The organism is Bdellovibrio sp. HCB185ZH, assembly GCF_047302455.1.
Taxonomy (GTDB): domain Bacteria; phylum Bdellovibrionota; class Bdellovibrionia; order Bdellovibrionales; family Bdellovibrionaceae; genus Bdellovibrio.
The window spans coordinates 2,485,471-2,508,377 of sequence record NZ_CP178624.1 but is presented as its reverse complement, the minus strand read 5'-3'; the positions used below and the strand labels follow the sequence as shown (position 1 = coordinate 2,508,377).

22 protein-coding genes are annotated in these 22,907 nt (G+C 45.0%); 11 read left to right on the top strand and 11 right to left on the bottom strand.

All coding sequences use genetic code 11. The features are described 5' to 3' along the window. Positions 1-10: 10 nt before the first annotated feature. Positions 11-505 carry a hypothetical protein gene (locus ACLSU7_RS12265; RefSeq protein WP_413292169.1) on the bottom strand — a complete coding sequence of 165 codons (495 nt, stop codon included), beginning with the start codon at positions 503-505 and terminating at the stop codon, positions 11-13. Between the two features lie 256 nt (positions 506-761). Here ACLSU7_RS12265 and ACLSU7_RS12260 point away from each other — a divergent pair, with 256 nt between their 5' ends. Continuing rightward, the gene (locus ACLSU7_RS12260) at positions 762-1,535 is read left to right on the top strand and encodes a protein-glutamine glutaminase family protein (RefSeq protein ID WP_413292168.1); all 774 of its coding nucleotides are present in this window, start codon (positions 762-764) and stop codon (positions 1,533-1,535) included. A gap of 61 nt (positions 1,536-1,596) precedes the next feature. Here ACLSU7_RS12260 and ACLSU7_RS12255 read toward each other — a convergent pair whose 3' ends face one another. The 7 genes from ACLSU7_RS12255 to ACLSU7_RS12225 all read right to left on the bottom strand — a co-directional run bounded on the left by ACLSU7_RS12255 (position 1,597) and on the right by ACLSU7_RS12225 (position 8,505). Further along, entirely contained in the window at positions 1,597-2,067 is a 471-nt protein-coding gene (locus ACLSU7_RS12255; protein WP_413292167.1) for a 23S rRNA (pseudouridine(1915)-N(3))-methyltransferase RlmH, read from the bottom strand. Then, positions 2,067-3,092, bottom strand: coding sequence for a nicotinate (nicotinamide) nucleotide adenylyltransferase (gene nadD, locus ACLSU7_RS12250; protein ID WP_413292166.1), 1,026 nt, complete (start codon positions 3,090-3,092; stop codon positions 2,067-2,069). Before nadD ends, ACLSU7_RS12255 begins: the two co-directional genes overlap by 1 nt. Beyond that, on the bottom strand, positions 3,092-4,120 hold the full coding sequence (gene obgE / locus ACLSU7_RS12245) for a GTPase ObgE (protein WP_413292165.1): 1,029 nt from the start codon (positions 4,118-4,120) through the stop codon (positions 3,092-3,094). The genes nadD and obgE overlap by 1 nt, the downstream gene beginning before the upstream one ends. Before the next feature lie 114 nt (positions 4,121-4,234). Continuing rightward, a complete protein-coding gene (gene rpmA, locus ACLSU7_RS12240) occupies positions 4,235-4,495 on the bottom strand; it encodes a 50S ribosomal protein L27 (protein ID WP_088615960.1) in 261 nt (86 codons plus the stop codon). Positions 4,496-4,524: 29 nt separating this feature from the next. Further along, complete coding sequence (rplU, locus tag ACLSU7_RS12235) at positions 4,525-5,085, bottom strand: 50S ribosomal protein L21 (protein WP_413292164.1); 561 nt, start codon at positions 5,083-5,085, stop codon at positions 4,525-4,527. A 206-nt stretch (positions 5,086-5,291) separates the two neighbouring features. Further along, positions 5,292-6,902, bottom strand: a complete 1,611-nt coding sequence (locus tag ACLSU7_RS12230) for a hypothetical protein (protein WP_413292163.1) — start codon at positions 6,900-6,902, stop codon at positions 5,292-5,294. A gap of 85 nt (positions 6,903-6,987) precedes the next feature. Further along, on the bottom strand, positions 6,988-8,505 hold the full coding sequence (locus tag ACLSU7_RS12225) for an Rne/Rng family ribonuclease (RefSeq protein WP_413292162.1): 1,518 nt from the start codon (positions 8,503-8,505) through the stop codon (positions 6,988-6,990). Positions 8,506-8,641: 136 nt separating this feature from the next. Between ACLSU7_RS12225 and ACLSU7_RS12220 the strand changes: the two genes are divergently transcribed. From ACLSU7_RS12220 to ACLSU7_RS12180, 9 genes are all read left to right on the top strand, one after another. Continuing rightward, positions 8,642-9,727, top strand: coding sequence for a type IV pilus twitching motility protein PilT (locus ACLSU7_RS12220; protein ID WP_142701978.1), 1,086 nt, complete (start codon positions 8,642-8,644; stop codon positions 9,725-9,727). 146 nt (positions 9,728-9,873) lie between these two features. Then, entirely contained in the window at positions 9,874-10,536 is a 663-nt protein-coding gene (gene deoC, locus ACLSU7_RS12215) for a deoxyribose-phosphate aldolase (protein ID WP_413295411.1), read from the top strand. Continuing rightward, positions 10,536-11,855: a thymidine phosphorylase gene (locus ACLSU7_RS12210; protein ID WP_413292161.1), complete on the top strand. Its 1,320-nt coding sequence runs from the start codon at positions 10,536-10,538 to the stop codon at positions 11,853-11,855. Before deoC ends, ACLSU7_RS12210 begins: the two co-directional genes overlap by 1 nt. Positions 11,856-11,880: 25 nt before the next feature. Next, positions 11,881-12,696 (top strand): purine-nucleoside phosphorylase, encoded by an 816-nt coding sequence (locus tag ACLSU7_RS12205; RefSeq protein WP_413292160.1) that lies wholly within the window; start codon positions 11,881-11,883, stop codon positions 12,694-12,696. A 139-nt stretch (positions 12,697-12,835) separates the two neighbouring features. After that, a complete protein-coding gene (locus tag ACLSU7_RS12200) occupies positions 12,836-13,660 on the top strand; it encodes a hypothetical protein (RefSeq protein WP_413292159.1) in 825 nt (274 codons plus the stop codon). Between the two features lie 177 nt (positions 13,661-13,837). Beyond that, positions 13,838-15,067 (top strand): S8 family peptidase, encoded by a 1,230-nt coding sequence (locus ACLSU7_RS12195; RefSeq protein WP_413292158.1) that lies wholly within the window; start codon positions 13,838-13,840, stop codon positions 15,065-15,067. A 129-nt stretch (positions 15,068-15,196) separates the two neighbouring features. Next, entirely contained in the window at positions 15,197-16,762 is a 1,566-nt protein-coding gene (locus tag ACLSU7_RS12190; protein WP_142701983.1) for an acyl-CoA carboxylase subunit beta, read from the top strand. An 8-nt stretch (positions 16,763-16,770) separates the two neighbouring features. After that, positions 16,771-18,273, top strand: a complete 1,503-nt coding sequence (gene accC, locus ACLSU7_RS12185; RefSeq protein WP_413292157.1) for an acetyl-CoA carboxylase biotin carboxylase subunit — start codon at positions 16,771-16,773, stop codon at positions 18,271-18,273. A 1-nt stretch (position 18,274) separates the two neighbouring features. Then, the gene (locus ACLSU7_RS12180) at positions 18,275-18,802 is read left to right on the top strand and encodes an acetyl-CoA carboxylase biotin carboxyl carrier protein subunit (RefSeq protein ID WP_413292156.1); all 528 of its coding nucleotides are present in this window, start codon (positions 18,275-18,277) and stop codon (positions 18,800-18,802) included. 94 nt (positions 18,803-18,896) lie between these two features. On the opposite strand, the gene tatC is transcribed toward ACLSU7_RS12180, so the two are convergent. From tatC to ACLSU7_RS12165, 3 genes are read right to left on the bottom strand one after another with little or no spacing between them, the layout of a single operon-like run. Continuing rightward, entirely contained in the window at positions 18,897-19,661 is a 765-nt protein-coding gene (tatC, locus tag ACLSU7_RS12175) for a twin-arginine translocase subunit TatC (RefSeq protein ID WP_413292155.1), read from the bottom strand. Further along, entirely contained in the window at positions 19,661-20,047 is a 387-nt protein-coding gene (locus ACLSU7_RS12170; protein ID WP_413292154.1) for a twin-arginine translocase TatA/TatE family subunit, read from the bottom strand. The genes tatC and ACLSU7_RS12170 overlap by 1 nt, the downstream gene beginning before the upstream one ends. Positions 20,048-20,065: 18 nt before the next feature. Continuing rightward, positions 20,066-20,671: a hypothetical protein gene (locus tag ACLSU7_RS12165; protein WP_413292153.1), complete on the bottom strand. Its 606-nt coding sequence runs from the start codon at positions 20,669-20,671 to the stop codon at positions 20,066-20,068. Between the two features lie 702 nt (positions 20,672-21,373). Here ACLSU7_RS12165 and ACLSU7_RS12160 point away from each other — a divergent pair. Continuing rightward, complete coding sequence (locus ACLSU7_RS12160) at positions 21,374-22,906, top strand: lytic transglycosylase domain-containing protein (RefSeq protein ID WP_413292152.1); 1,533 nt, start codon at positions 21,374-21,376, stop codon at positions 22,904-22,906. Position 22,907: the final 1 nt, after the last annotated feature.

The window sequence follows — 22,907 nt, the reverse complement described above, 5'->3', positions numbered from 1 at the left end:
GCAGAAGGGGTCAGTCTCCGCAAGTAAGCGTCCTATGAGCCAGGGCCCAAGTTTCAAAATGAGGGGGACTTCCCAAGGCCTCGAACGCGGCAAGCGCTGTGGAGCCCGTGGTAACGATATCGTCGGCAAAGACCCACAGCGCCTCTGACCAAAATTCAGACACCACTGAAGAATTTTCATCGAGCTCCAGGACGACCTCTACACGCTTTTCCCGGTTGGCTCCCCGTTGATGACGATTAGATACCTTTCTTAAGCAGCAGTGCACCTCTCCCCCGACAGCATTCGCTAGGGCTTCCGCCCACTGATAAGCGTGGTCCTTTCCATGATTTTTCGAGGGAGCAGGCACGATGATGATTTTTCGATCTGGAAGGCCCTGTAACATTCTTCTGGTGGCAAAGCGCGTGGCCCAATAGCTCCAATCACGGCGCTGATGGCATCCTTTAAGGCCAGTGATTTGTACGGACAAAAGATCACTGGTTCCCGGATTCCAACGAAACAGCGCCAAGGCCTCGAATATCGCAAGGGGCCTCATTTCCAAACTGGGGGAAAGGTAACCGTTTAACCTCTGGCGGCAATGTTCACACAACAAACCTTCACTTTTCAGTAAAGATCCGCAGTGCAGACAGGGATGAATGTAACGATGAAATAATTCGATTATGGAGCGCATGTCAGACTCTTGGAGCAATTCCGAAACCAGCTCATGCCTTTCATTTGACAAGATCCTAAGGGCGTCTTAGAACCCAAAATGGGTGGGGATTTTCATGAAATTGATCATTGGATTGGTTACAGCTTTAGTTCTACTTGCACCGAATGCCTTTGCGGGTTTGTCCGCTCGCCGTCAGGCTGATGAATCATTCCAGGACGCAAAAGCTCGCAGTCGCGGAAATGTTTTATTTTCTGAACTTGATAGTGAGTTTTCTGGCTCAGGCCCCGAGTCCTTGGCAAAGCCAATGTCTAAATTGAATCTGAACGAAATTCCTGCTCTTGCTAACTATGAAGAGCTGGTTTCTCACTTTCACTTCATTCGTGATTCTTATTTCGTTAAAGCAGGATACGTCCCTCGCCGTCTGACTTGGCTTTTTCCCGATGACGGATGCTATGCCCGTGCAGAACTTGCTGCAGAACATCTGATCGCAAATCATTCAGTGGTTCCCAAAAAAGTATTCGCCTTCGGAGAGCTTCACGCGGCTACAAACAACTCTCCCAATGGTTGGGTGGAGTGGTGGTACCACGTTGCTGTTATCCTTCGCGTTGGCAACACAGCTTACGTACTTGATCCGGCGATTAACCCCCGTGCACCACTTACGCTGGCCCAATGGAACGAGGCGATTGGTGGAAACAAAACGGCAGTGAACTACGCGATCTGCTCGAAAGACTCCTTTGATCCGGACAGTGCCTGCATTCAACCCCCAAAGGTTGATGAAGAAATGGCCCAACACGAACAAGAAGTCTTTCTTCCTGAAGAATGGAATCGAATTTTAGAATTAGGCCGCGATCCAGAAAAAGAACTCGGCAACCAGCCACCTTGGCTCTAAAAAAAGGCTCCCTCGCGGAGCCTTTTTTCGTTTCACGCACAGGACTTAAAATCCTGGGACTTTAAATATTGTGGTACGGAATCTTTTTGATGATTGTAAAGGCGCGATAAATTTGTTCCAAGCTCATTGCCTGGGCCATTAAATGATTCATCACCATTGGAGAAAGCGCCACTTTTAAATCTGCGCGCTTACGAACTTCTTCGTTTACGCCAAAAGCCCCGCCGATAATAAAGATCGCGCGTTTTTTAGAGCTTCCCAAAATATTTTCGATTTTTTTAGAGAACTGAATTGAATCCAGAACCGATCCACGCTCGTCAAAAAGAATAACGTAGTCGTCGGAGTTGATGTTTTTCAGAATAAGTTCGGATTCTTCGTTGCGCTTAAAGTCTGCATCTTCACGGGCAGACTTTTTGGCTTTCAGACTTTGAATATCAAAGGGAATGAAAAAGGAGATCTTCTTTTTATACAACCCGCTGACTTCATCAGCCCACGCCTCTTTGGCGGTTGCGAGGTTGTACAAAATGAATTTCATTACTGTTGTTTCCCAACGTATGGATCTTTAAGAGGCAAGACTGTGCCCTGTCTCCACAAGTTCTCAAGACCGTACTCAAGACGTACGAAATCATAGAATACGTGAATGATCAAAGTACCATAATCAACCAAAACCCAACGACCTTCATCAACACCCTCTACGGATTGTGGATGCACGTTGAACTCTTCTTTAACGGCGATCACGATGTTTTCTGCCATTGCTGTCGCATGACGAGTGGAAGTACCAGACGCGATCAACGCAAACTCGCTTGGAGCCGTGATTTTTCTTAGATCGTAACCAAGTACGTTGATACCTTTATTTGCAAACAAAACATTAGCGCAAAATTCAGTGAATTTAGTGTAGTCACCGATGCGGTCGCCAAGGTTTCTGTAAAGCTTGTTCTCTTTGATGTAGGTCTCAACAGCCAGTGGCAAGTATTGCTCAACGGGCTTACCAGAACGAAGCCATTTACGAACTTCGCTGGAAGAGATTTCGATATCACGCAAAGTGATGAACTGGATGCTACGGCCTGTTGTTAGTTCGATAAAGTTGAAATCGAAATCTGCTACAAGTGGTTTCAAGTAACCAGGCATTTCATCCAAAGACTCTGGCATGTCGTAACCTGGGCGAGTTGTCACAACCAGGTTCGTTTCAGCTAGAATTTTAGAATAGTCTTTCCACTGGCTAAGTTCTTCGAACTTGTCAGCTCCCACGATCAAATACAGATCAGATGCTTCGTATGTTTTGCGAAGATTCATGATGGTGTCGATCGTGTAGCTCATGCCACCGCGTTTTAGTTCCTGGTCATCAACGAAATAAGTTTCGCCATATTGAGCGAATGCCAATTTCGTAAGTTCAAGGCGTTGTTCCGCTGAAGGACCTTCTACTGGAGTTTTTAGAGGGTTTTGAGCTGCGGGAATCACGTGGACTTTGTTCAAGCCCATTTTCTTTGCCACTGTTTGAATGGCATTGATGTGACCCATGTGAGGAGGATTAAAGCTACCGCCAAAGATACCAATTTTCATTATTCTTCATCCTTCAAAATCTGGCGACCCAACTCTGTCACAAGTTCATTGATGTTTTTCCCTGTGACTGCAGAAATGGCCAAAGGATCAGAGCCTGTCGCTTTTTTGAATTTCAATTTTAGTTTTTCAAGTTGATCTGTGCTGAGAGTATCAATTTTGTTGAGCACGACAAATTGAGGACGTGTCTGCAGAGGGAAGAAACCCTCTTTGTCCTGGTTACTCTCATCATACATTTTAAGTTCATAGTTAAGATCTTCAAAATCTTGAAGAGGCTCACGTCCTGACAAGCCCGATGCATCCACCAAGTGAATGAATACACGTGTACGTTCAACGTGTTTCAGGAATTGAATACCAAGGCCCACACCTTCGTGTGCACCTTTAACCAAACCAGGAATGTCAGCTACGACGAATGAACTGTAATCACCCGCTTTAACCACACCCAAATTTGGCGTTAAAGTTGTAAATGGATAGTCTGCGATTTTTGGTTTCGCTGCCGAGATACGAGAGATCAAAGTCGACTTACCCGCATTCGGGAAACCGATGATACCAACGTCAGCGATTAATTTAAGCTCAAGCTTAACTTCCAACTCTTCGTTCTCTTCACCTGGTTGAGCATGTGTTGGAGCTTGGTTGATAGAAGTTTTGAAAAACTCATTACCTTTACCACCACGGCCACCACGCAAAAGGACGTGTTCATCGATGCCAGTCATATCGACAACGATTTCGCCCTCTAGATTTCTAAGAATTGTACCTTGAGGTACAACTAGAACCAGGTTTTCACCATCAGCACCATGTTTTTGACGGCCGAAACCCATCTCACCATTTTGAGCTGCGTATCTTTTGTTTTGTCTGATTTCGAAAAGGGAATTGATATGTCGCGAAGTCTTGATAATAACATCGCCGCCCTTGCCGCCGTCTCCACCATCTGGTCCACCACGAGGAGCACCCGATTCTCTACGGAAACTAACGCAACCCGGACCGCCACGGCCAGAGGCTAATGTGATTCTAACTTCATCAATGAATTTCATAAGAGCACCAATACTTTGAGGAGAGATATACAACAAAAAAGGAGCCCAGAGAGGCTCCTTTTTATGTATTGTAAAATCTCTTGGTGCTTATCGAAGCTGTGGATCTAGTTGGAACTAGACAGCTTTAGGATAAACACTAACTTTGAAGCGATCTTTTGCAAAACGCTCAAATTTAACAAGACCTTCGATTACAGAATAGATCGTGTGGTCACGACCGATTTTTACGTTGTTACCAACGTGGAATTTTGTACCACGTTGACGAACGATAATTGTTCCAGAAAGAACTTTTTCGCCACCGAAACGTTTAACGCCTAAGCGTTTACTCTGTGAATCACGACCATTCTTTGTACTACCACCGGCCTTCTTACTTGCCATGACTAACCTCGCTTAAAAATCTTTGGTGATTACGCTTTTTTAGAAGTCTTTTTAGCTACTTTTTTCTTAGCGGTTGCTTTTTTTGCAGTCTTTTTAACTGCTTTTTTAGCAACTTTCTTTTTCGCTACAGCTTTTTTAGCAGCTTTTTTTACAACTTCTTCGCCTTTGTTTTTGTTAGCAGCACGGTCTTTGCGAGCAGCAACACGAGCTTCAGCAGCTTCTGTGCGTTTCGCAGTTACGTCTACTACATTTGGCGTAGCATCTGTTTTAGTTGTTTTACCATCAAGAGAAATTGCTTTCACGAAAAGTTCAGTGAACTCTTGTTTGTGAGTTGCAAATTTTCTGTAACCTTGACGACGTTTCTTTTTGAAAACGATTTCTTTTCTAGTTTTAGCTTGCTTAGTAACAACAACAGTTACTTTTGCACCTTTAACAAGAGGTTGACCAACATGAGTGGACTCACCACCAACCATCAAGATTTCGTTGATATCAAACTCTGCGCCTAGTTTTTGTTCTAGTTTATCAACTTGAACAACATCACCAGCTTGTACTTTATATTGCTTACCGCCCGTACGAATAATCGCGTACATTAGAACCTCCAGCTACCCGAATTAAGCCAGTGGTAAATGCCACCTCGCACTAGGCTTTGTCAACCTATTACATGCTATTTTTTTCAGCTTTCCAGGAAGAAGAAGAGATTAGCGGTGGTGCCGACTCTTGGCAATAAAAAAGACAGCTTTTTTAAGAATCCAGCCGTTCCTTAAATAGTGTCTATAATCAGACATTTATCTATACACTAGGGTCTCAAAAGTTCGCTCTTTAGCGCATCGCTCAATCGCAGTTGAGGATTGTTCACTACGGCTTCAATCAATTTGCGATGCGTTTGATAATTGGATTGTGCAGCAACACTCGCAGGGTTCTGAGTGGAAATAGCTCTAAGTTCCTGCTTTTCACGCTTCAAAGCTTCGTAGATTGCTTCTGACTTAGAATTACCGGTTTCTTTGCTGTAGCTCTTGATAAAATAATCCGCTGCTTTGTCGTATCTTTCGGCGTTCGCGTTTATTTTTGCGCCCATCCAGTAGTCACGGTCTGACTTTGTATATTTTACATCATTGGCGACGACTTCAAAGGAGTCTGCCGCGGATCGGAAGCTTTGTTTGGCTTCATTTGTTTTACCGGAGCTCAAAAGTTTTTCACCTTGCAAGCGCATAGTGTTCGAGTAGGTGCGTGCCGATGTCCCGTTGGACAGTGATCCTGCAAGACCTTGCCTCATTAATAGATCCCGCTCTGATTCACTAAAGCCCGCCGCTTTCAGCACATCAGCTTTGTATTTGAGATCTGTTGCGGAATAGCTGCCATAACCGCGGCCCGTGTTCGCTGCGATCTCATGGGCATCAATGAGAGCTTTCTTTTCTGATTCGCTAAGGGCGCGACCCAAAGATTTTTCAGCGCTCGCGATTCGTTCTGCGTTGGATAGTTTGGCTACTTTTTCTAGATCAGCGGCGGTCGCAACAATTCTAGAGGCGGAAGAGGCTTTCCCCGCATCCAATGGAATACCCGCGACATTTGCGATATTTCGCATTCGTGCGGCTTTAGCGGCGACAGCGACAGGGCCCGCTGCAAGGGTGCCGACCTCGGCGATCGCCTCGCAAATCATGGCTGCGGCTTCTTGAGAGCTGTAGCACTCAAGCTTGACGCCTACTTCTTTGATTTTTGCTTTTGCGGCTTCTAATAAACTCACTTGGGAATCGGGCAAACGTCTTTTGCCCCACTCCACCATTTCCTGCTCATCCGCCGTCAGGGTGCCTTTATTTAAAAGAACTTTGCGATTTAGATCTAAGCTAAGCTCATCAGCTTTTCGTGCTTGCAGGAGTTTGATACTGGCCTTAATTGCTCCGCAGTTTGTTTTAGACAAAGCTTGCGGAGAGGGTTTTGGTACTCGCAAAAGTTTTGGGACGTTTTGGTTAAATTGATCGAATAGACTGCTGCGACCAATGGGATCAGCGTCACAAGCTTTATTCGCAGCACGGTCTGCCTCGACATCGTCAGCAAACTTACCCAAACTTTCAACACCATCAACCACCGGCATGATAAATGTGTCTTTGACGAAATTCCAGCCGCCAATGGCACAACCTGAGGTGTAACTCCAGGAGGTTTCAAATGCCAAGGATTCTGGGGTCGCGGCAGGGCTCGAGCATTTAAGCATCTTGTCTTCGGGATTTCCGCCGTTTGCACGGATCTGCGCAGACAGGTCTGTGCATGCTTTTGATTTCACAATTTGTTCGCAGGAATTTTGGGAGAGGTCTTTTAATACATCAAAGGGAGTATTGGAACTTGTGCTGCAGACTTCACCCAGAGATATGAGTGGAAGAAGTAAAATTGTCAGCAAAAGCACAAGGTGTTTCATAGTACTCTCGTCGGATATTTAGAGAGTAAAATGAACGGGTTTTTAGAAAAAACACCGACCTTGTTTCGGTCGGTGTGTTTCAATATTAGACGAAAAATATCTCGTATTGTTCTAAGTGATAGTTTGGCTCGATTTTGAAGGCAACAGAGCGGCCAAGTTTTTTCTCGATACCCTCTAAGCTTTCACCTTCGACCTCGTAAATCCAGTCGACAACTTCACTGTGGCAGTGGATGACGACGTTGGTTTTTTTATTCGTCAACATGTCAGCATCACGCTCGAGCTCACGGAAGATCTCATTCGCGACCGTGGATTTGCGTTTGATATATCCTTTTCCATCGCAGTAAGAACATGGCTCACACAAAGTTTTAATCAAGCTTGGACGAATACGTTTACGAGTCATCTCAACTAATCCCAACTGGGACATGGAGACGATGTTTGTGCGCGCACGGTCTTTACTCAACTCCTCTGCCAAAGCCTCCATAACCTTTTCGCGGTGAGATTCTTTTTCCATATCAATGAAATCGATAATGATGATCCCGCCGCAGTTACGAATGCGCAGATGATGGGCTGTTTCGCGAACCGCCTCTAAGTTTGTTTTTAAAATCGTGTCCTCAAGGTCTTTTTTGCCGACGAATTTACCCGTGTTCACATCGATCACAACCAAAGCTTCCGCCTCGTCGATGACAATGTAACCACCCGACTTCAACCAGATTTTTCTTTCCATCGAACGAGAGATTTCGATGTCGATGTCGTACAAATCGAACAGTGGTTTTCTTTCTTCATAAAGTACGATGTTTTGTTTGTACTTAGGCATGAATTGGGAGACGAACTTCACAACTTTTTTCTGAACTTCGACGTCATCGACCCATACGCTGGTTACATCTTCACTCATCAAATCACGAAGTGCGCGAAGTTCTACGTCCAACTCTGTATGAAGAGCGCCCGGAGTTTTCTTTTTCTCGTAGTGCTTGAAGATTTCTTTGCTCATGCGATCCAAGTATTCAATGTCGGCTTTCAACATCTCTTCGGAGGCACCATCTCCTGCAGTACGAACAATTACTCCCCCAGAAGGATTAATTTTTTGCACCAGCTGGCGCAGTCTGTCGCGTTCTGCTTCGTCTTCGATACGACGAGAAATCCCCAAGTGTCTTACCGTTGGCAAGAAAACTACGAAACGACCTGGCAAAGACAAATGCGTTGTTAAACGAGCGCCTTTGGTTCCAAGTGGATCTTTCGCCACTTGCACCAAAATACTTTGGCCTTCTTTCAGTAAATCCTGGATCGGAGTCTTCACTTGGTGAGTATGGGGTTTATCGTCATCACCCTCATCCAAGGGTTCTTCACGATCAACGCTTGAAAGAAAGTTATCGTCAACGTCCTCGCGGATATCACCTACGTAAAGGAACGCTGCTTTCTCTAGACCAATGTCCACAAACGCTGCCTGCATTCCTGGAAGTACACGGATCACAGTGCCGCGATGAATGGACCCGACCAATGTCGGTGAAGTTTTGCGTTCAATTTTCAAATCTGAAAGGATTCCGCCTTCAACATAGGCTACGCGTGTTTCTTGAGGTCTGACGTTGATGAGAATTTCTGCTGACACGGGTTCCTCCTGGGACGCACTAGAATACAATCTCTCTTCAATAGTCCAGAAACAATCGTGAGAGCAATTAATATTTAAACATTAGAGCACAACTTACCGAAAAGATCACTGAATTAGACCATTTAGGGAGAATAGAATGGCAACGATTGATGAACTGTTTAAACTCATGGTTGAGCAAGGCGCTTCCGACTTGCACATTACAAGTGGTGCCGCACCTTATCTGCGTCTGCATGGGAACATGGTTCCATTGAACTATCGTGAGCTTTCAAATCAGGATGTTCAGGGACTTATCTTCGAAATTCTTTCTGAAAAGCAAAAGAAAGCCTTTGTTGAAAAATGGGAGCTGGATTTTGCCTATACTCTGCCGGGAATTGGACGCTTCCGTTGCAATGTGTTTATGCAACGTAAAGGCCTTGGCGCCGTGATGCGTATTATCCCTGAGAAAATTAAAACAGCTCAAGAGCTGGGAGTTCCTCCTGCAGTTCTTGATATGATCGACTGTGATCGCGGTTTGATCTTGGTTACAGGTCCGACGGGCTCTGGTAAATCTACGACTCTGGCGGCGATGATCCATCAAATCAACCTAACTCGTGAAGCTCATATCATCACGGTTGAAGACCCGATCGAGTTCGTGCATCCAAATATTAAATCATTGGTAAATCAACGTGAAGTGGGTAGCCACACTAAAACTTTCGCCAACGCCCTGAAAGCCGCTCTCCGTGAAGACCCGGATATCTTGCTGGTGGGTGAGTTGCGTGACTTGGAAACGATCGGTCTTGCATTAACTGCTGCCGAAACAGGTCACATCGTGTTTGGTACTCTACATACCAACAGTGCTGCGAAGACTATTGACCGTATCATCGACGTATTCCCTGCAGGGCAACAAGCACAGATCAGAACGATGCTTGCTGAATCTTTGCGTGGAGTTGTGGCGCAAACACTATTCTCTCGCGCTGACGGTCAGGGCCGTGTCGCTGCTTACGAAATCATGCGTAATACAAAAGCGATTTCGAATTTGATTCGTGAAGGTAAGATCCATCAGGTCGCATCTGCGATGCAAACGGGCTCAAGCCAAGGTATGATCCTGTTTGAAAAATATATCGAGGACTTGGTTCGTAAAGGAAAAGTTTCTGCTGCTGATGCTAAGACATTCTTGGGTCAGTCCAGTGGCGGCGACACCGCGATTCAAGCTGGTCCCGGTACGAAAGCCAAAACGGGCTAGAAATTTCAGCTCACAAATATGCATAACATTGAGAGCCCTTGGCAAAACCAAGGGCTCTTCTCTTTTCAAAGTCGCGATTGCCCTTAACTTTATTCTGCGGTACCTTTTTCTTTTGAATCAGAATGAGGTGCCCATTGAACTCAACAGTGCAGCTGAATAAATATATCGATCACACTTTGTTGAAACCCGAAGCCCAGTCCGCGCAAATCGAAAAACTTTGTAAGGAAGCTCGAGAGCATGGCTTCTTCAGTGTTTGCGTAAACACTTCTTACGTCAAACAATGCGCGGAATTACTACATGGTTCTGATGTGAAAGTTTGCTGCGTGGTAGGCTTTCCGTTAGGTGCGATGGATTCCGCCAGCAAAGCTTTTGAAACTCGCACAGCAATTGGGAATGGCGCGGGCGAAATCGATATGGTCGTACAAATCGGTGCGTTGAAAGATCGTCGCCTGGATTATGTTCGTGAAGATATCAAGGCTGTTGTGCAAGCGGCACCAGGCGTGAAAGTTAAAGTGATTATCGAAACATCCTTGATCAACGACGAAGAAAAAGTTCTGGCCTGCAAAGCCGCTCTGGAAGCAGGAGCTGCGTTTGTTAAAACCAGCACGGGATTCGCAGGTGGCGGCGCGACTGTGGAAGATGTGAAACTAATGAAATCTGTCGTTGGCGACAAATTGGAAGTGAAAGCTTCTGGTGGTGTTAAAAATGCGGAACAAGCTATTGCACTTATTCAAGCCGGCGCGACCCGATTGGGCACAAGCTCTGGTGTCGCATTGGTTCAAGGTCAACAATCTCAAGGAGGCTACTAATGTCTTTCCTTCCTGCTGAAATTATTAAAAAGAAACGCAATGGTGGCGAACTCTCTCAAGACGAAATCGAGGAATTTATTCTGGGTTATGCTCGAGGCTCCATCCCAGATTATCAGATGTCGGCTCTTTTGATGGCGATTTTTTTTAAAGGTATGACCAAAGAAGAAACTTTGGGATTAACCAAGGCGATGCTTCACTCCGGTGAAGTTGTCGACTTCTCTTCCGTTAAAGGGTTTAAAGTTGATAAGCACTCCACTGGCGGCGTGGGAGACAAGACCAGCTTGATTTTGGGGCCGATCGTGGCTGCAGCTGGCGCTCCTGTTCCGATGATCTCGGGTCGCGGTCTGGGTCACACTGGTGGAACCTTGGATAAGCTTGAAGCCATTCCTGGCTTCAATACACAAAAGCCGTTGCCTGAATTTATTGAACTTGTTCGTAAAAACAATATTTGTTTCATCGGTCAAACCAAAGAGATCTGCCCTGCTGACAAAAAAATCTATGCTTTGCGTGATGTCACTGCGACAGTTGAGAGTCTGCCGTTGATTTGCGCCTCCATCATGTCAAAAAAATTGGCTGAAGGTATAGACGGATTGGTTCTAGATGTGAAATACGGCTCTGGCGCCTTTATGAAAACACCTGTTCTTGCAGAAGAACTCGCAACGAACTTAATGAATATCGCAAAAGGTTACGGCAAAAAAGTCACTTCGCTTTTGACGAACATGGATCAGCCTTTGGGTCGTTATGCGGGCAACTCTTTAGAAGTTGATGAATGTGTTGCCATCATGAAAAATGAAAAATTCATTGGTCCACACGGGTATGATCTTTACGAAGATACGCGCGAGTTGAGTCTGCGCCTTTCCGCTCACATGTTGCTTCTTGCGGGTATCGGTAAAACTAAAGAAGAGTCTTATCAAATTGCTCTGGAGACTTTAACTTCCGGAAAAGCCATGGCGAAATTTGAAGAGCTCTGCAAAATTCACGGTGGTGATCTTCGCAATGTTCCAAAACCTAAATTCAGTCTGAAAGTTATTGCTGAAAAATCAGGATTCGTTCAAAGCTTCCATACGGAAAGCATTGGTGTTGCCGGAATTTTAATCAAAGCTGGTCGCGCGCAAACGACCGATATTATTGCGCCTACAGCCGGGATAGAATTTCACGCAAAAGTTGGTGACGAAGTGAAAGCGGGTGACACTTTGTTCACTCTGCATGGTGACGATGAGGGCCTGTTGATGTCTGCAGTTCCAATGCTAAAATCAGCGATTACTATTTCCTTGCAAAAGGTACCAAAGCCTAGTTTGATACTGAAAGTTTTGAGCTAAAGCTCGGGGACAATGGGAGAACAACTTGGTACTCAATAAACTTCAAGAATCGATCAGCTTCATCCGTACAAAAACTTCGGCGAAACCGAAGATCGGTGTCGTTCTCGGCTCAGGTTTGGGTGCCTTCGTTAAGGATGTCGAAGTCGAAACTACGATTCCGTACAAAGACATTCCGCACTTCTCCCCACCAACGGTTGAAGGCCACTCTGGCAATTTGATTTTTGGTAAAGTGAATGGTCAGTCCATCGCAATTCTTCAAGGTCGCAATCACTTCTACGAAGGTCACAGCATGGAAAGTGTTGTGTTCCCGACAAGAACTCTTGCGATGTTGGGCATTGAGACTTTGATTCTTACGAACTCTGCCGGTGGATTTGGCGAAAGCATGCAAGCCGGTGATTTCATGATCATCGAAGACCACATCAATTTGATGGGCACAAATCCTTTGATGGGACCAAACATCAAGGAGCTAGGACCTCGCTTCCCTGACATGACGGAAGCTTACGACAAACGCTTGATCACTATTATGGAGCAAGTTCTGCAAAAACAGGGAACTCGCTTCCATAAAGGTATTTACTGTGGCGTGAGTGGCCCTACTTACGAAACCCCTGCTGAAGTTCGTTACTTGAAATTGATTGGCGGAAAAGCTGTCGGCATGAGCACAGTTCCAGAGACAATTGCTGCGAATCACTTGGGTATTCGCGTGTCAGCTCTTAGCTGCATCACGAATTTGGCAGCAGGTATGTCTTCACAAAAACTTTCTCACGACGAAGTCACTGAAACTGCGAAGCGCGTAGAGATCCAATTTACTTCGTTCCTCAAAGAATTCATCACAAACATCTAGACTAGAGGCTGTTTATAAACAGCCTCAGGTATTACAATGTCCCTAGTTTGTTCTGATTTTCCCTCTGAACTTAAACAATTTTTAGTCAATTTGAGTATACAAGCTTAAGTTTGTAAATTTGTCTGCCGAACGAATAATCATGAAAAAGTTTATTCTGCTTTCGATTATTCTAAATGCACTTTCTTCAACAGTGATTTCTTGTGGTTCTCCGCCGAAGAAAGAAACTGACTTGGCGTCCACGTCTCCTGACGTAGAAGATCTCGCCGACGACACGGCACTATTTCTAAATGTTGCCACAAGATGGGAGACTACACCGAAAGACGCTCCTCAGTCGCACAAAACCTGCGCGATCAATACCTTGGCACCGCTTGGTGACGTTTTAGAGTGTACTGCAACAATTCCCGAGGGGCAGCTTTACTATAGTGATGTTATCTTTTCGATCGGAACGAAGGTCGCTGCACTATGTCCGCTCGTTTCAATACAATTTTATCACTATATTCGTTCAAATTCTGCGACCTATACACCTCCTGGCTCAGACACCAGCATCGACTGCAGCACCAAGGCCTTACGTAGCACTAATAAGAAATGCTGGGGCGGGGCCGCTCCTCAGGTCATAGATGAGTTTCCAAAGAACACAGGACGCTACCATTTAACCGCTGCAGGACTTTCCACAAGTTACACTTTGAAATCTTCGAACTCTATTCGTTGGGATAACGTTAATGGCGGAAGCAATTTGCAGAGCACAAACAATCTTCCTTCGGCCTTAAGGAATGCTCCAATTGCCGGAAAATATTGGGTCGACACAACCTCTGCCGCTACGATACTTGAAACGAAGATGTCGGATTATTGGGTGACTTGCGAAGACTTATGGGCTCATCCACTTTATTATATTCACCTGAGTTTGGTTGACGAAGATACAAAAGGGCAAGACGCCGTACTTGACGAAGTAGATGACTGGCAATGATTGGCTTTCGTGTGGGACATTTGAAAAAGACCAAGGTCGAGCGATCTTGGTCTTTTTGTTTATGGGCTTAAGGATAAACTAGCCTCATAATGGGACGATTTTTTCCGATCTATTAACCTGTGTGGGTTAGCATGAAGTCTCATAAATGGGACCTTCGGGCCCGCACAGGGAGTGAACATGGATGTTCAAAAAATACTCTCGGCGGTTGCTTGCGTCTTAGTATTTACAGCTTGTAGCAAAAAATCGTCGAACTCAGTCTTCTCAGACAGCACTGCACTTGATTCTGCAGCTTGTATGGGACAGGCGATCAAAAGTAAATTCATTGTTCAGTGGGAAGATGGCCGATTCACTGTTGAATCCGGTACCGATGCTGAATCATTCAAAAAAGAATTTATCGAACCACAATTAGAAAGCATTCGTCGTGTCGAATTCGATCGTCGCATTCAAGTTGAAGCAACGAAAGAATATGCATCGTCGTCTGTGAGTGACACTTGGGGCTTAAGCATGATCAAGGCGAACTCTGCTTATACTCAAGGCGTTTATGGCCAAGGTATCAAGGTCGCAGTTGTGGATGCGTATGTGGATGTCACTCATCCGCAGCTTGCGGGCCGAATTGCCGTGAATACTGGCGAGATTCCTAATAATGGAATTGATGATGATAAAAATGGAATCGTTGATGACTATTATGGCGCAAGCTTTGTCTCCGTTCCATCTTCAACGTCCTCACCAAGTCCCCACGGTTCTCACGTTGCTGGCATTATTGCTGCGGATTCTAATTACGGACCGGTTTCAGGCGTGGCTCCCCGTGCGCAAATTATCCCGGCACAATTCATTGCCAATGATGGTGGTGGTTCTTTGGGCGACGCGATTCTTGCGCTTCAATATGCAGCAAGCCGTGGCGCTAAAATTATCAATGCCAGCTGGGGTGGCGCTCCTTGTGTCGCTTCCTTAAAAAATGCATTTCAAGTTCTGGAGTCCCAAGGAATTCTTGTTGTCGTAGCTGCGGGTAACGATGCACGCGATATCGATGTGTACCCTGAATTCCCAGCCTCCTTTGATCTTTCCAATCAAATCACTGTGGCAGCATCTAGCGTGAGTGATTTCATGACGTCATGGTCTAACAGTGGTTTCAAATTTGTTCACGTGGCAGCACCAGGCGAGCATATTTTAAGCACAATTCCTGGCAACAGTTCGACGTACATGGATGGAACAAGCATGGCAGCGCCATTCGTTTCTGGAACAGCGGCTCTTCTATGGAGCTATAAGCCAAACGCGACTGCAAAGCAGATTAAATCAGCAATCGAACAATCGGTTGACGTTACTTCAGGACACGAGTTTAAAGTAAAAACTCGAGGCCGAATCAATATTCAGAAAGCACTTCAAGTACTTGGACAGTTAGTCCCATAAATTCAACAAGATACCTATTGAACGCAGAGCAGAAAAACATGCTCTGCGTCTGTCGTTTTAAGATGATTACTCAAATGCTCATTGATAGAAGTATGCCTTCCGTTTTTTCAAACGTTAAAGAAGGAATTTATGAGCGAAGTATCTTCAGGCATTCAAGCAAAGCTTGCCGATCTAGAAAAAAGAAATGAAGCCGCAATGGCGGGTGGCGGAGCTGCTCGTGTTGCGAAACACAAACAAGGCGGCAGACTTTCTGCACGCGAACGTTTAGATGTTCTTTTGGATCCAGGCAGCTTCGTTGAGATGGATCGTTTCGTTACTCATCGTTGCACAAACTTCGGCATGGACAAGAATGTTGTTCCTGGCGACGGCGTAGTAACTGGATACGGTCGTATCAACGGCAAATTGGTTTACGTCTCTTCTCAAGATTTCACTGTTATCGGTGGATCTATGTCTCGCACACAAGCAAACAAAATCTGCAAAGTGATGGACCTTTCTATCAAGAATGGTGCACCTTTCATTTCTTTGAATGACTCAGGTGGCGCGCGTATTCAAGAAGGTATCGAATCACTGGGTGGTTACGCAGATATCTTTACTCGTAACACGATGGCTTCTGGTTTGGTTCCACAAATCACAGCAATCATGGGCCCATGCGCGGGTGGCGCGGTTTACTCCCCGTCTATCACTGACTTCGTATTCATGGTTAAAAACACTTCGTACATGTTTGTAACAGGTCCTGATGTCATCAAGACTGTGACTCATGAAGAAGTAACTAAAGAAGATTTGGGTGGAGCAACGACTCACTCTGCAAAATCTGGCGTCGCACACTTTGCTGCTGAAGACGACAAGCACTGTTTGCTGCTAATCCGTGAATTGATGAACTTCCTTCCATCAAACAACTTGGATGATGCTCCAGCATTGCCAAATACGGATCGTCCTGACCGCTTGACTGAAGCGATCATGAACTTGATCCCAGAAAATCCTAAAAAACCTTACGACATGCTTGCAGTTATCACTGAGTGCGTGGACGAGGGTTACTTCCTTGAAGTTCACAAACACTTTGCTGCAAACGTTATCGTAGGTTTTGCTCGTTTCAACGGTCGTCCTGTGGGTATCGTCGCAAATCAACCAAACGTATTGGCTGGTTGCTTGAATATCGAAGCTTCCCGTAAGGCAGCACGTTTCATCCGTTTCTGTGATGCTTTCAACATCCCAGTTGTTTCATTCGTTGACGTTCCAGGCTTCTTGCCAGGTAAAGATCAAGAGTGGAATGGTATCATCACTCACGGTGCAAAACTTCTTTACGCATACGCTGAGGCGACTGTACCTAAGATCACAGTGATCACTCGTAAAGCTTACGGTGGTGCTTACATCGTAATGGGTTCTAAACTTTTGAGATCTGATGTGAACTTGGCTTACCCTTCTGCAGAAATCGCAGTGATGGGTGCTGAAGGTGCCGTAAGCATCATCAGCCGCGAAGAAATCAACAAAGCAAAAGATCCTGCGGCAGAAAAAGCTCGTTTGACAGCACAGTACGAAGAGAAGTTCTCGAATCCGTATGTTTCTGCAGAGCTTGGTTATACTGACGAAGTTATCGATCCAGCGTTAACTCGTAAACGCATCATCGATTCTTTGGAAATGCTAAAAAATAAACGCGATATCACTCCGGCTAAAAAGCACGGAAATATCCCTCTGTAGGAGCGAACATGGCATTGTTTAAAAAAATCCTGATCGCAAATCGTGGGGAAATCGCAATTCGTATCACTCGCGCTTGCCGCGAGCTTGGTATCGCATCTGTTGCTGTTTTCTCTGATGCCGATCGCGATAGCTTGCACGTATTCTTGGCGGACGAGGCTTACCATATCGGGCCTTCTCCTTCTAAAGAGAGCTATTTGAATTATAGAAAAATTTTGGAAGTGGCAAAAAAGGCTGGCGCAGACGCTATCCATCCTGGTTACGGCTTCTTATCTGAAAACACGACGTTTGCTAAAGCGTGTGAAGAAGCGGGCATCACTTTCATCGGACCAGCAGTCGCTAACATCGAATCTATGGGAGATAAAATTTCTGCCAAAGCTTTGATGAAAAAATCAGGCGTACCAACGGTTCCAGGATCTGATGGCGGCGTTGAGTCTGTTGAAGATGCGGTTAAGATTGCTGAAAAAATCGGTCTTCCAATTATCATCAAAGCGACTGCTGGTGGCGGCGGTAAAGGGATGCGTATTGTTCGTAAACTTGACGAAGTCGAAAGTGCGTTCCGCGCCTGCCGCTCTGAAGGTCAGAACTATTTTGCAAATCCGACTGTTTACATCGAAAAATTCATCAACGACCCAAAACACATCGAGATCCAAGTGTTCGGCGATAAACACGGCAACCACGTTCATTTGTTTGAGCGCGAATGCTCCGTTCAACGTCGTAACCAAAAAATTATCGAAGAATCTCCGTCACCTTCTGTTCCTCATGAAGTGCGTTTGCGCATGGGTGAGGCTTCTGTTCGCGCAGCGAAACAGATTAACTACGTAGGTGCTGGTACGATTGAATACATCTTTGATAACACGACTAAAGAGTTTTACTTCATGGAGATGAATACACGTCTTCAGGTTGAACATCCGATCACAGAGATCGTGACTGGTTTTGACTTGGTTCGTGAGCAAATCAACGTGGCGGCTGGTAAACCTTTGAGCTTTAAGCAAGAAGACATCAAGCAGAAAGGTCACGCGATCGAAGCACGTATCTGTGCCGAAGATCCAGTGACTTACAAACCAAATCCAGGTGTTATCCGCGCTTGCCGTCACCCACAAGGTCCGTTCATGCGTGTGGATTCTTATGCTTATCCTGGCTACAACGTTCCGATCTATTACGATCCAATGATCTCTAAAGTTATCACTTGGGGTGATACTCGTAATGAAGCGATCGATCGTATGCAGCGTGCTTTGTCTGAATTCGTATTGACGGGCATCAAAACAAACATCGTTCTTCATAAAACGATTTTGGACCACCCGACTTTCCGTGACGGTACTTACACGACACAATTTATCGAGAAAAACTTCGAAGTTATCGAGCCTGTGATGTTCAAACAAGTTGATGATCCAGTGTTCTTGATCGCAGCGGCTATTGAAGCCTACAACGATCGTAAATCGAAGGATATCCGTCAGCTTAACGTTCGCTCCACATGGAGAAGCGTGGGCCGTAAACTTCAGTTGAGGACGTAACATGTATTTCGAAGCAGAACTTAGAGGAATCAAATACAAAGTAGATGTGACGGAAGGCCGTCACTCTTGGAAGATTTCTTTGCAACAAGAAGGCAAAGAATGGGTTCACCACGATATCTCCAAGAACGACTATAAGCACGCAGAAGAGTACATCAGCTTCCTTTTCCAAGGTAAGTCGTACTTGATCGACGTTGTGGGTTCAGACACTGAATACACAGTGTTTACGCGTAATTCATTCCGTTCTATCAAGATCTTCAATGACGAAATGCTTTTGCATGAATCTTTGAAGAAAGGTGGCGGTTTCGGCGGCGACATGGAACTAAAATCCGGTATGCCAGGAAAAATCATCGAGATCTTTGCAAAAGAGGGCGACATCGTAAAAGCGAATAAGCCACTTTTGATCATGGAAGCGATGAAAATGGAAAACGAAATGCGCGCTGCTCGTGATGTTAAAATCAAAGAGATCAAAGTCAAACAAGGTGACTCTGTTGAATCAGGTGCCGTGTTGATCAAATTCGAAGAGCCTTAATCGGTTCTTTAAATTCTGGACAAAATAAAAGGGAAACTTCTTTCGGAGTTTCCCTTTTTATTATTTACATTCTACTGATTTCTTTAAGAACTGACTACTCTCGCTCGTTTTGTCTGAATTGCGCTTCGCGCTTTCTTTCAAAGATGCCGACCATAATCACGCCGATTTCATATAGCAAAACCATCGGGATTAACATCATCACCATACTCATCAAATCTGGTGGAGTAATAATCGCCGCAGCTACAGCCAATCCCATGATGGCGTAACGGCGCTTTTCTTTAAGGAATTTTTGGCTTACCAGACCCATCATCCCCATGATCGAAATCACCAGGGGAAGTTCGAAAGACACACCAAACATCAAACACATTTGAGTAAAGAACCCAAGATACTGTTCAATCGAAATCATTGGTTTATCAACTGTGCCACCGTAATTCATCAAGAAATGGAAGGCCATTGGCAAGACCACATAATACGAAAACGCTGCACCCAGGATGAAAAGAATGGAACCCGCAAAGATAAATCCCATCGAGTATTTCTTTTCTTTTTGATAAAGACCTGGCGCTACGAATTTCCAAACTTGGTAAAGCCACAACGGACACGAAATCAAGATACCGCACACGAATGAAATTTTGATATGCGCGATGAATTTATCCAGTGGACCCGTATAGATCAAGCCTCCACCAGGAAGGTAAGGAGCGATAGGTGCACGGATATAATCGAAAACTTGTTCGCTAAAATGATAGCAAATACCTGTCGCAATTAACAAAATCCAAACCATTCGCACCAGGCGGAAACGCAGTTCGCCTAAGTGTTCATAAAGAGATTGGGCTTTTTGGTCTAATTCTTCAGAAGCACCCATTAGCCTTTATTCCCTTTGTTATCGTCATCGTTGGAGTTGTTTTGAATTTTGAATTCCATTTGCTGAGGATTTGATTCTTTTGCCGCCATCGCTTGACCATGCGGAACATGGTCTTCAGAAGACCAATCGCCTGGATCTTCTGTTTCAGGTTTTACGTCAGGATTTGCGGGTGGAGCTTTTGGAGCCTGATTGTGTCGATCGTACAAGTCGATCGGATCAATGCGTGCTTGTTGTTTCAAGTCGTCAGTGAATTCACTGGTCGTTCTTTTAAGTTCATTAAGAAAGCGACCCAGTGTGCGAGCCACTTGTGGAAGTTCCTTGGGGCCGATCACGATCAGCGCCAAGATAGCTAAGAAAATGATTTCTGACATGCCTAAACCGAACATGGTCGCAGATTAGAGGAATCACCCTTGTTTGCCAAGCTTTACTTGGTCCTGCGGCAGGGTCAAAACACCCATTTCCACCAGCTTTTCCTTAGCTAATTCAGAACCCGTGCGCTGGTAGCGGTCATAGAGGCGAAGGATACTTTCATCAGACTTAATAAAGGAATGCTGGCTAATGTAAGTCAGCACATCAACGAACTCAATAAAGCGCGCTGAGAACGTTTTATAAACTTTTGCCAGGCCATCTTCCCGGGTGCAGTGGGCAAGGTGGGTGTAAGCGGCTCCGCCGATGTTCGCGTAGTAATCCACATCCACAGTTTTTCTTTGGAGTGAGTCGCCAAAGAATCCACTGATGTAAAGAGCGCGATCGCCAAGTTTTCTGAATTTTTCAAGCTTCACAGATTGTTCTGCGTTTTGCGCGTGCAAGTACATCTCAGCCAAGGTGGCTTCCGCCTCAAAGAGTGCTTTGGCATCGAGATATTGCTTAAGTAGATTTACGAGATACGTTTCAACAAGAGGAAACGTTTGAACTTTACGATCATAAAGTCCTTTGGAAACAAGCTCCTGAAAATAACCCTCAGGGCTTACGAATAATTCAACCGATTGCGAGTTTGGTTTTTCTTTCATCCTTCACTCACCTGCTACACTTACTCTAAGTTTAACAACTTATCGGAATGATTCGGTTAATTGTTTATTGTAAATTAATACCTTAGTCTTGACGTGACCTCTTGTTTCAAAATGAGTCGATGTTAATTGGCTATAAGAGAGCGCTCAGCGTTGCAGATTCTGGCGGATGAGCTTATAAAAAGGCATCGATTTGTCGTTGGATTTTGGATTTTTTCAGCAGGCGGTTGAATAGGTCTGCTTTGGATAGAGCGATAGACTGTGTCGGACAGAAACATGCCGGGAGATAAATCTTCCTGCCACGCGGGATAGTAGCCATCATACTTTTTTCTTTTCACATCCGAGATCGCACGTGCCCAAGGAAGAAATGCAAATTGCACTTATATGCCGACGTCGTTCAACATCTTGTGCACGCTTGAAATGCCCGGGCCTTGGCACATAGGGAATCATCGAGAGAAGAATGATAGGAACACACTGTGGATACGCGCCATTTTTCTTAGTTTTACTACAGGAAAAACGGCTCTTGCAGCGGTACTTAAAGCCTCTGCCGATATACAATCCCAAGGTGTATCGAAATGGAACGGCTGCCCTTTCCGCGCAAAGTGTATAACTTCTATACGGTTCCACCGCATCTAATGGGTTTCCACAGGTTTTAACAGTGGCACCGGGCTTGCTCTTTCCAAGGATGAAGAAAGAGCGGGTTGCATGATTAAAGTTAATTTGACTACCAAATTGGATACGAAAAAAAAGAAGTTCACTGCGGGCTTCGTGATGACCGTAGTGGCCCTCACGGGTGTAGTGGCTCTTTATAATTCCGTTCAAATGGTTGATACCGACACTCTGCTTGCTGAAACCTCCGCTCCCGTTGAAAAGTCCAATGAACCTATGGTTCTAGCTGCAGCAGATTCTGATGCTGAAGTGGATGGCGAAGTTGCTGGATTCAATTTGGAAATTCCACAATTCGTAGCACTCGATGAAGACACAGGCCCCATTGCTGAATCTGGCATTGTGGAAAACCGTGAGGAAATCTTGAATGACTATCAAAATCTAATTTCTGAGGAATTCCACATTCCAGAAAATCTTCGCGATCGCGTGGGTTTCTGGTTTGATATTTACACTCTGCACAACTCGAACAAACGCCTGATCCATCACTCGGTTTACCCGTGGATCGTATTTGAAGTGGTCGACACGACTGACATCATCAATTCAGATACTCCCAAGCACCGCTGGATGAGAAATCTAAAAGCCGATGCATTAGTAAAACAACAAGTTGAAAAAACTAAGACGGCGCTGAAATCACTGGCTAAAAAGAAAAATCTTGATGATTTGACTGACGATGAAGCCCGCGTGATGGAAGCTCTTTCCCGCCTTGATGGCGAAGTGAAAGAAAAAGCTAAATTTGCTCTGAAAAACATCCGTGTGCAAACAGGTCAAAGAAACTTCTTCCAAGAGGGTTTGGAAGTATCTCCGAAATATCTTCCGGGTATGGAAGAAATCTTTGAAAACTACAATTTGCCAGTGGAGTTGACGCGCATTCCATTCGTGGAAAGCTCTTTCAACAAACACGCAAAATCTAAAGTCGGCGCTTCAGGCATCTGGCAATTTATGGGCGGCACAGGTCGCAAATTCATGGTTGTGACAGATAACATCGACGAAAGACACTCCCCGTTTAAAGCGACTGTTGCTGCGGCACAATTGCTCAAAGAAAATCACATGATCTTGAAACGCTCATGGCCTTTGGCGATCACGGCGTGGAATCATGGCCCTCCGGGAATCCGTAAAGGTATGGCGAAAGCTAAGTCTCAAGATTTAGGCGAGATTATCGCCAAATACAGAACAAAATCTTTCGATTTTGCCTCTTCAAATTTCTATTCAGAATTTTTAGGCGCCTTGTATGCTGAAAAGTATCATGAAGAAGCTTTCAAAGACTTGAACTACTCTGAAAAGTTGAATCTGCACACAGTGAAGCTTTCCAGAAGCATCAATGCGAAAGAGCTTTTGCGCAGAAGTAAATTGTCTGAAGATAACTTTATGCTTTTCAATCCAGATCTTAAAAAAGCTGTGCGCGTAAATGCACAAGTTCCATCTGGATTTACTTTGATGTTGGATGACGATGCTCGTGATCAACTCAAAGGCATTGTTGCCAAAGCCACCCTGGGTAAAAAACGTAAAGTGCCTAAGAGCACTACCGCTTCAAGCGAAGTTTCCTTGAGTGAACCAGTAGCTCGCGATCTTTAAT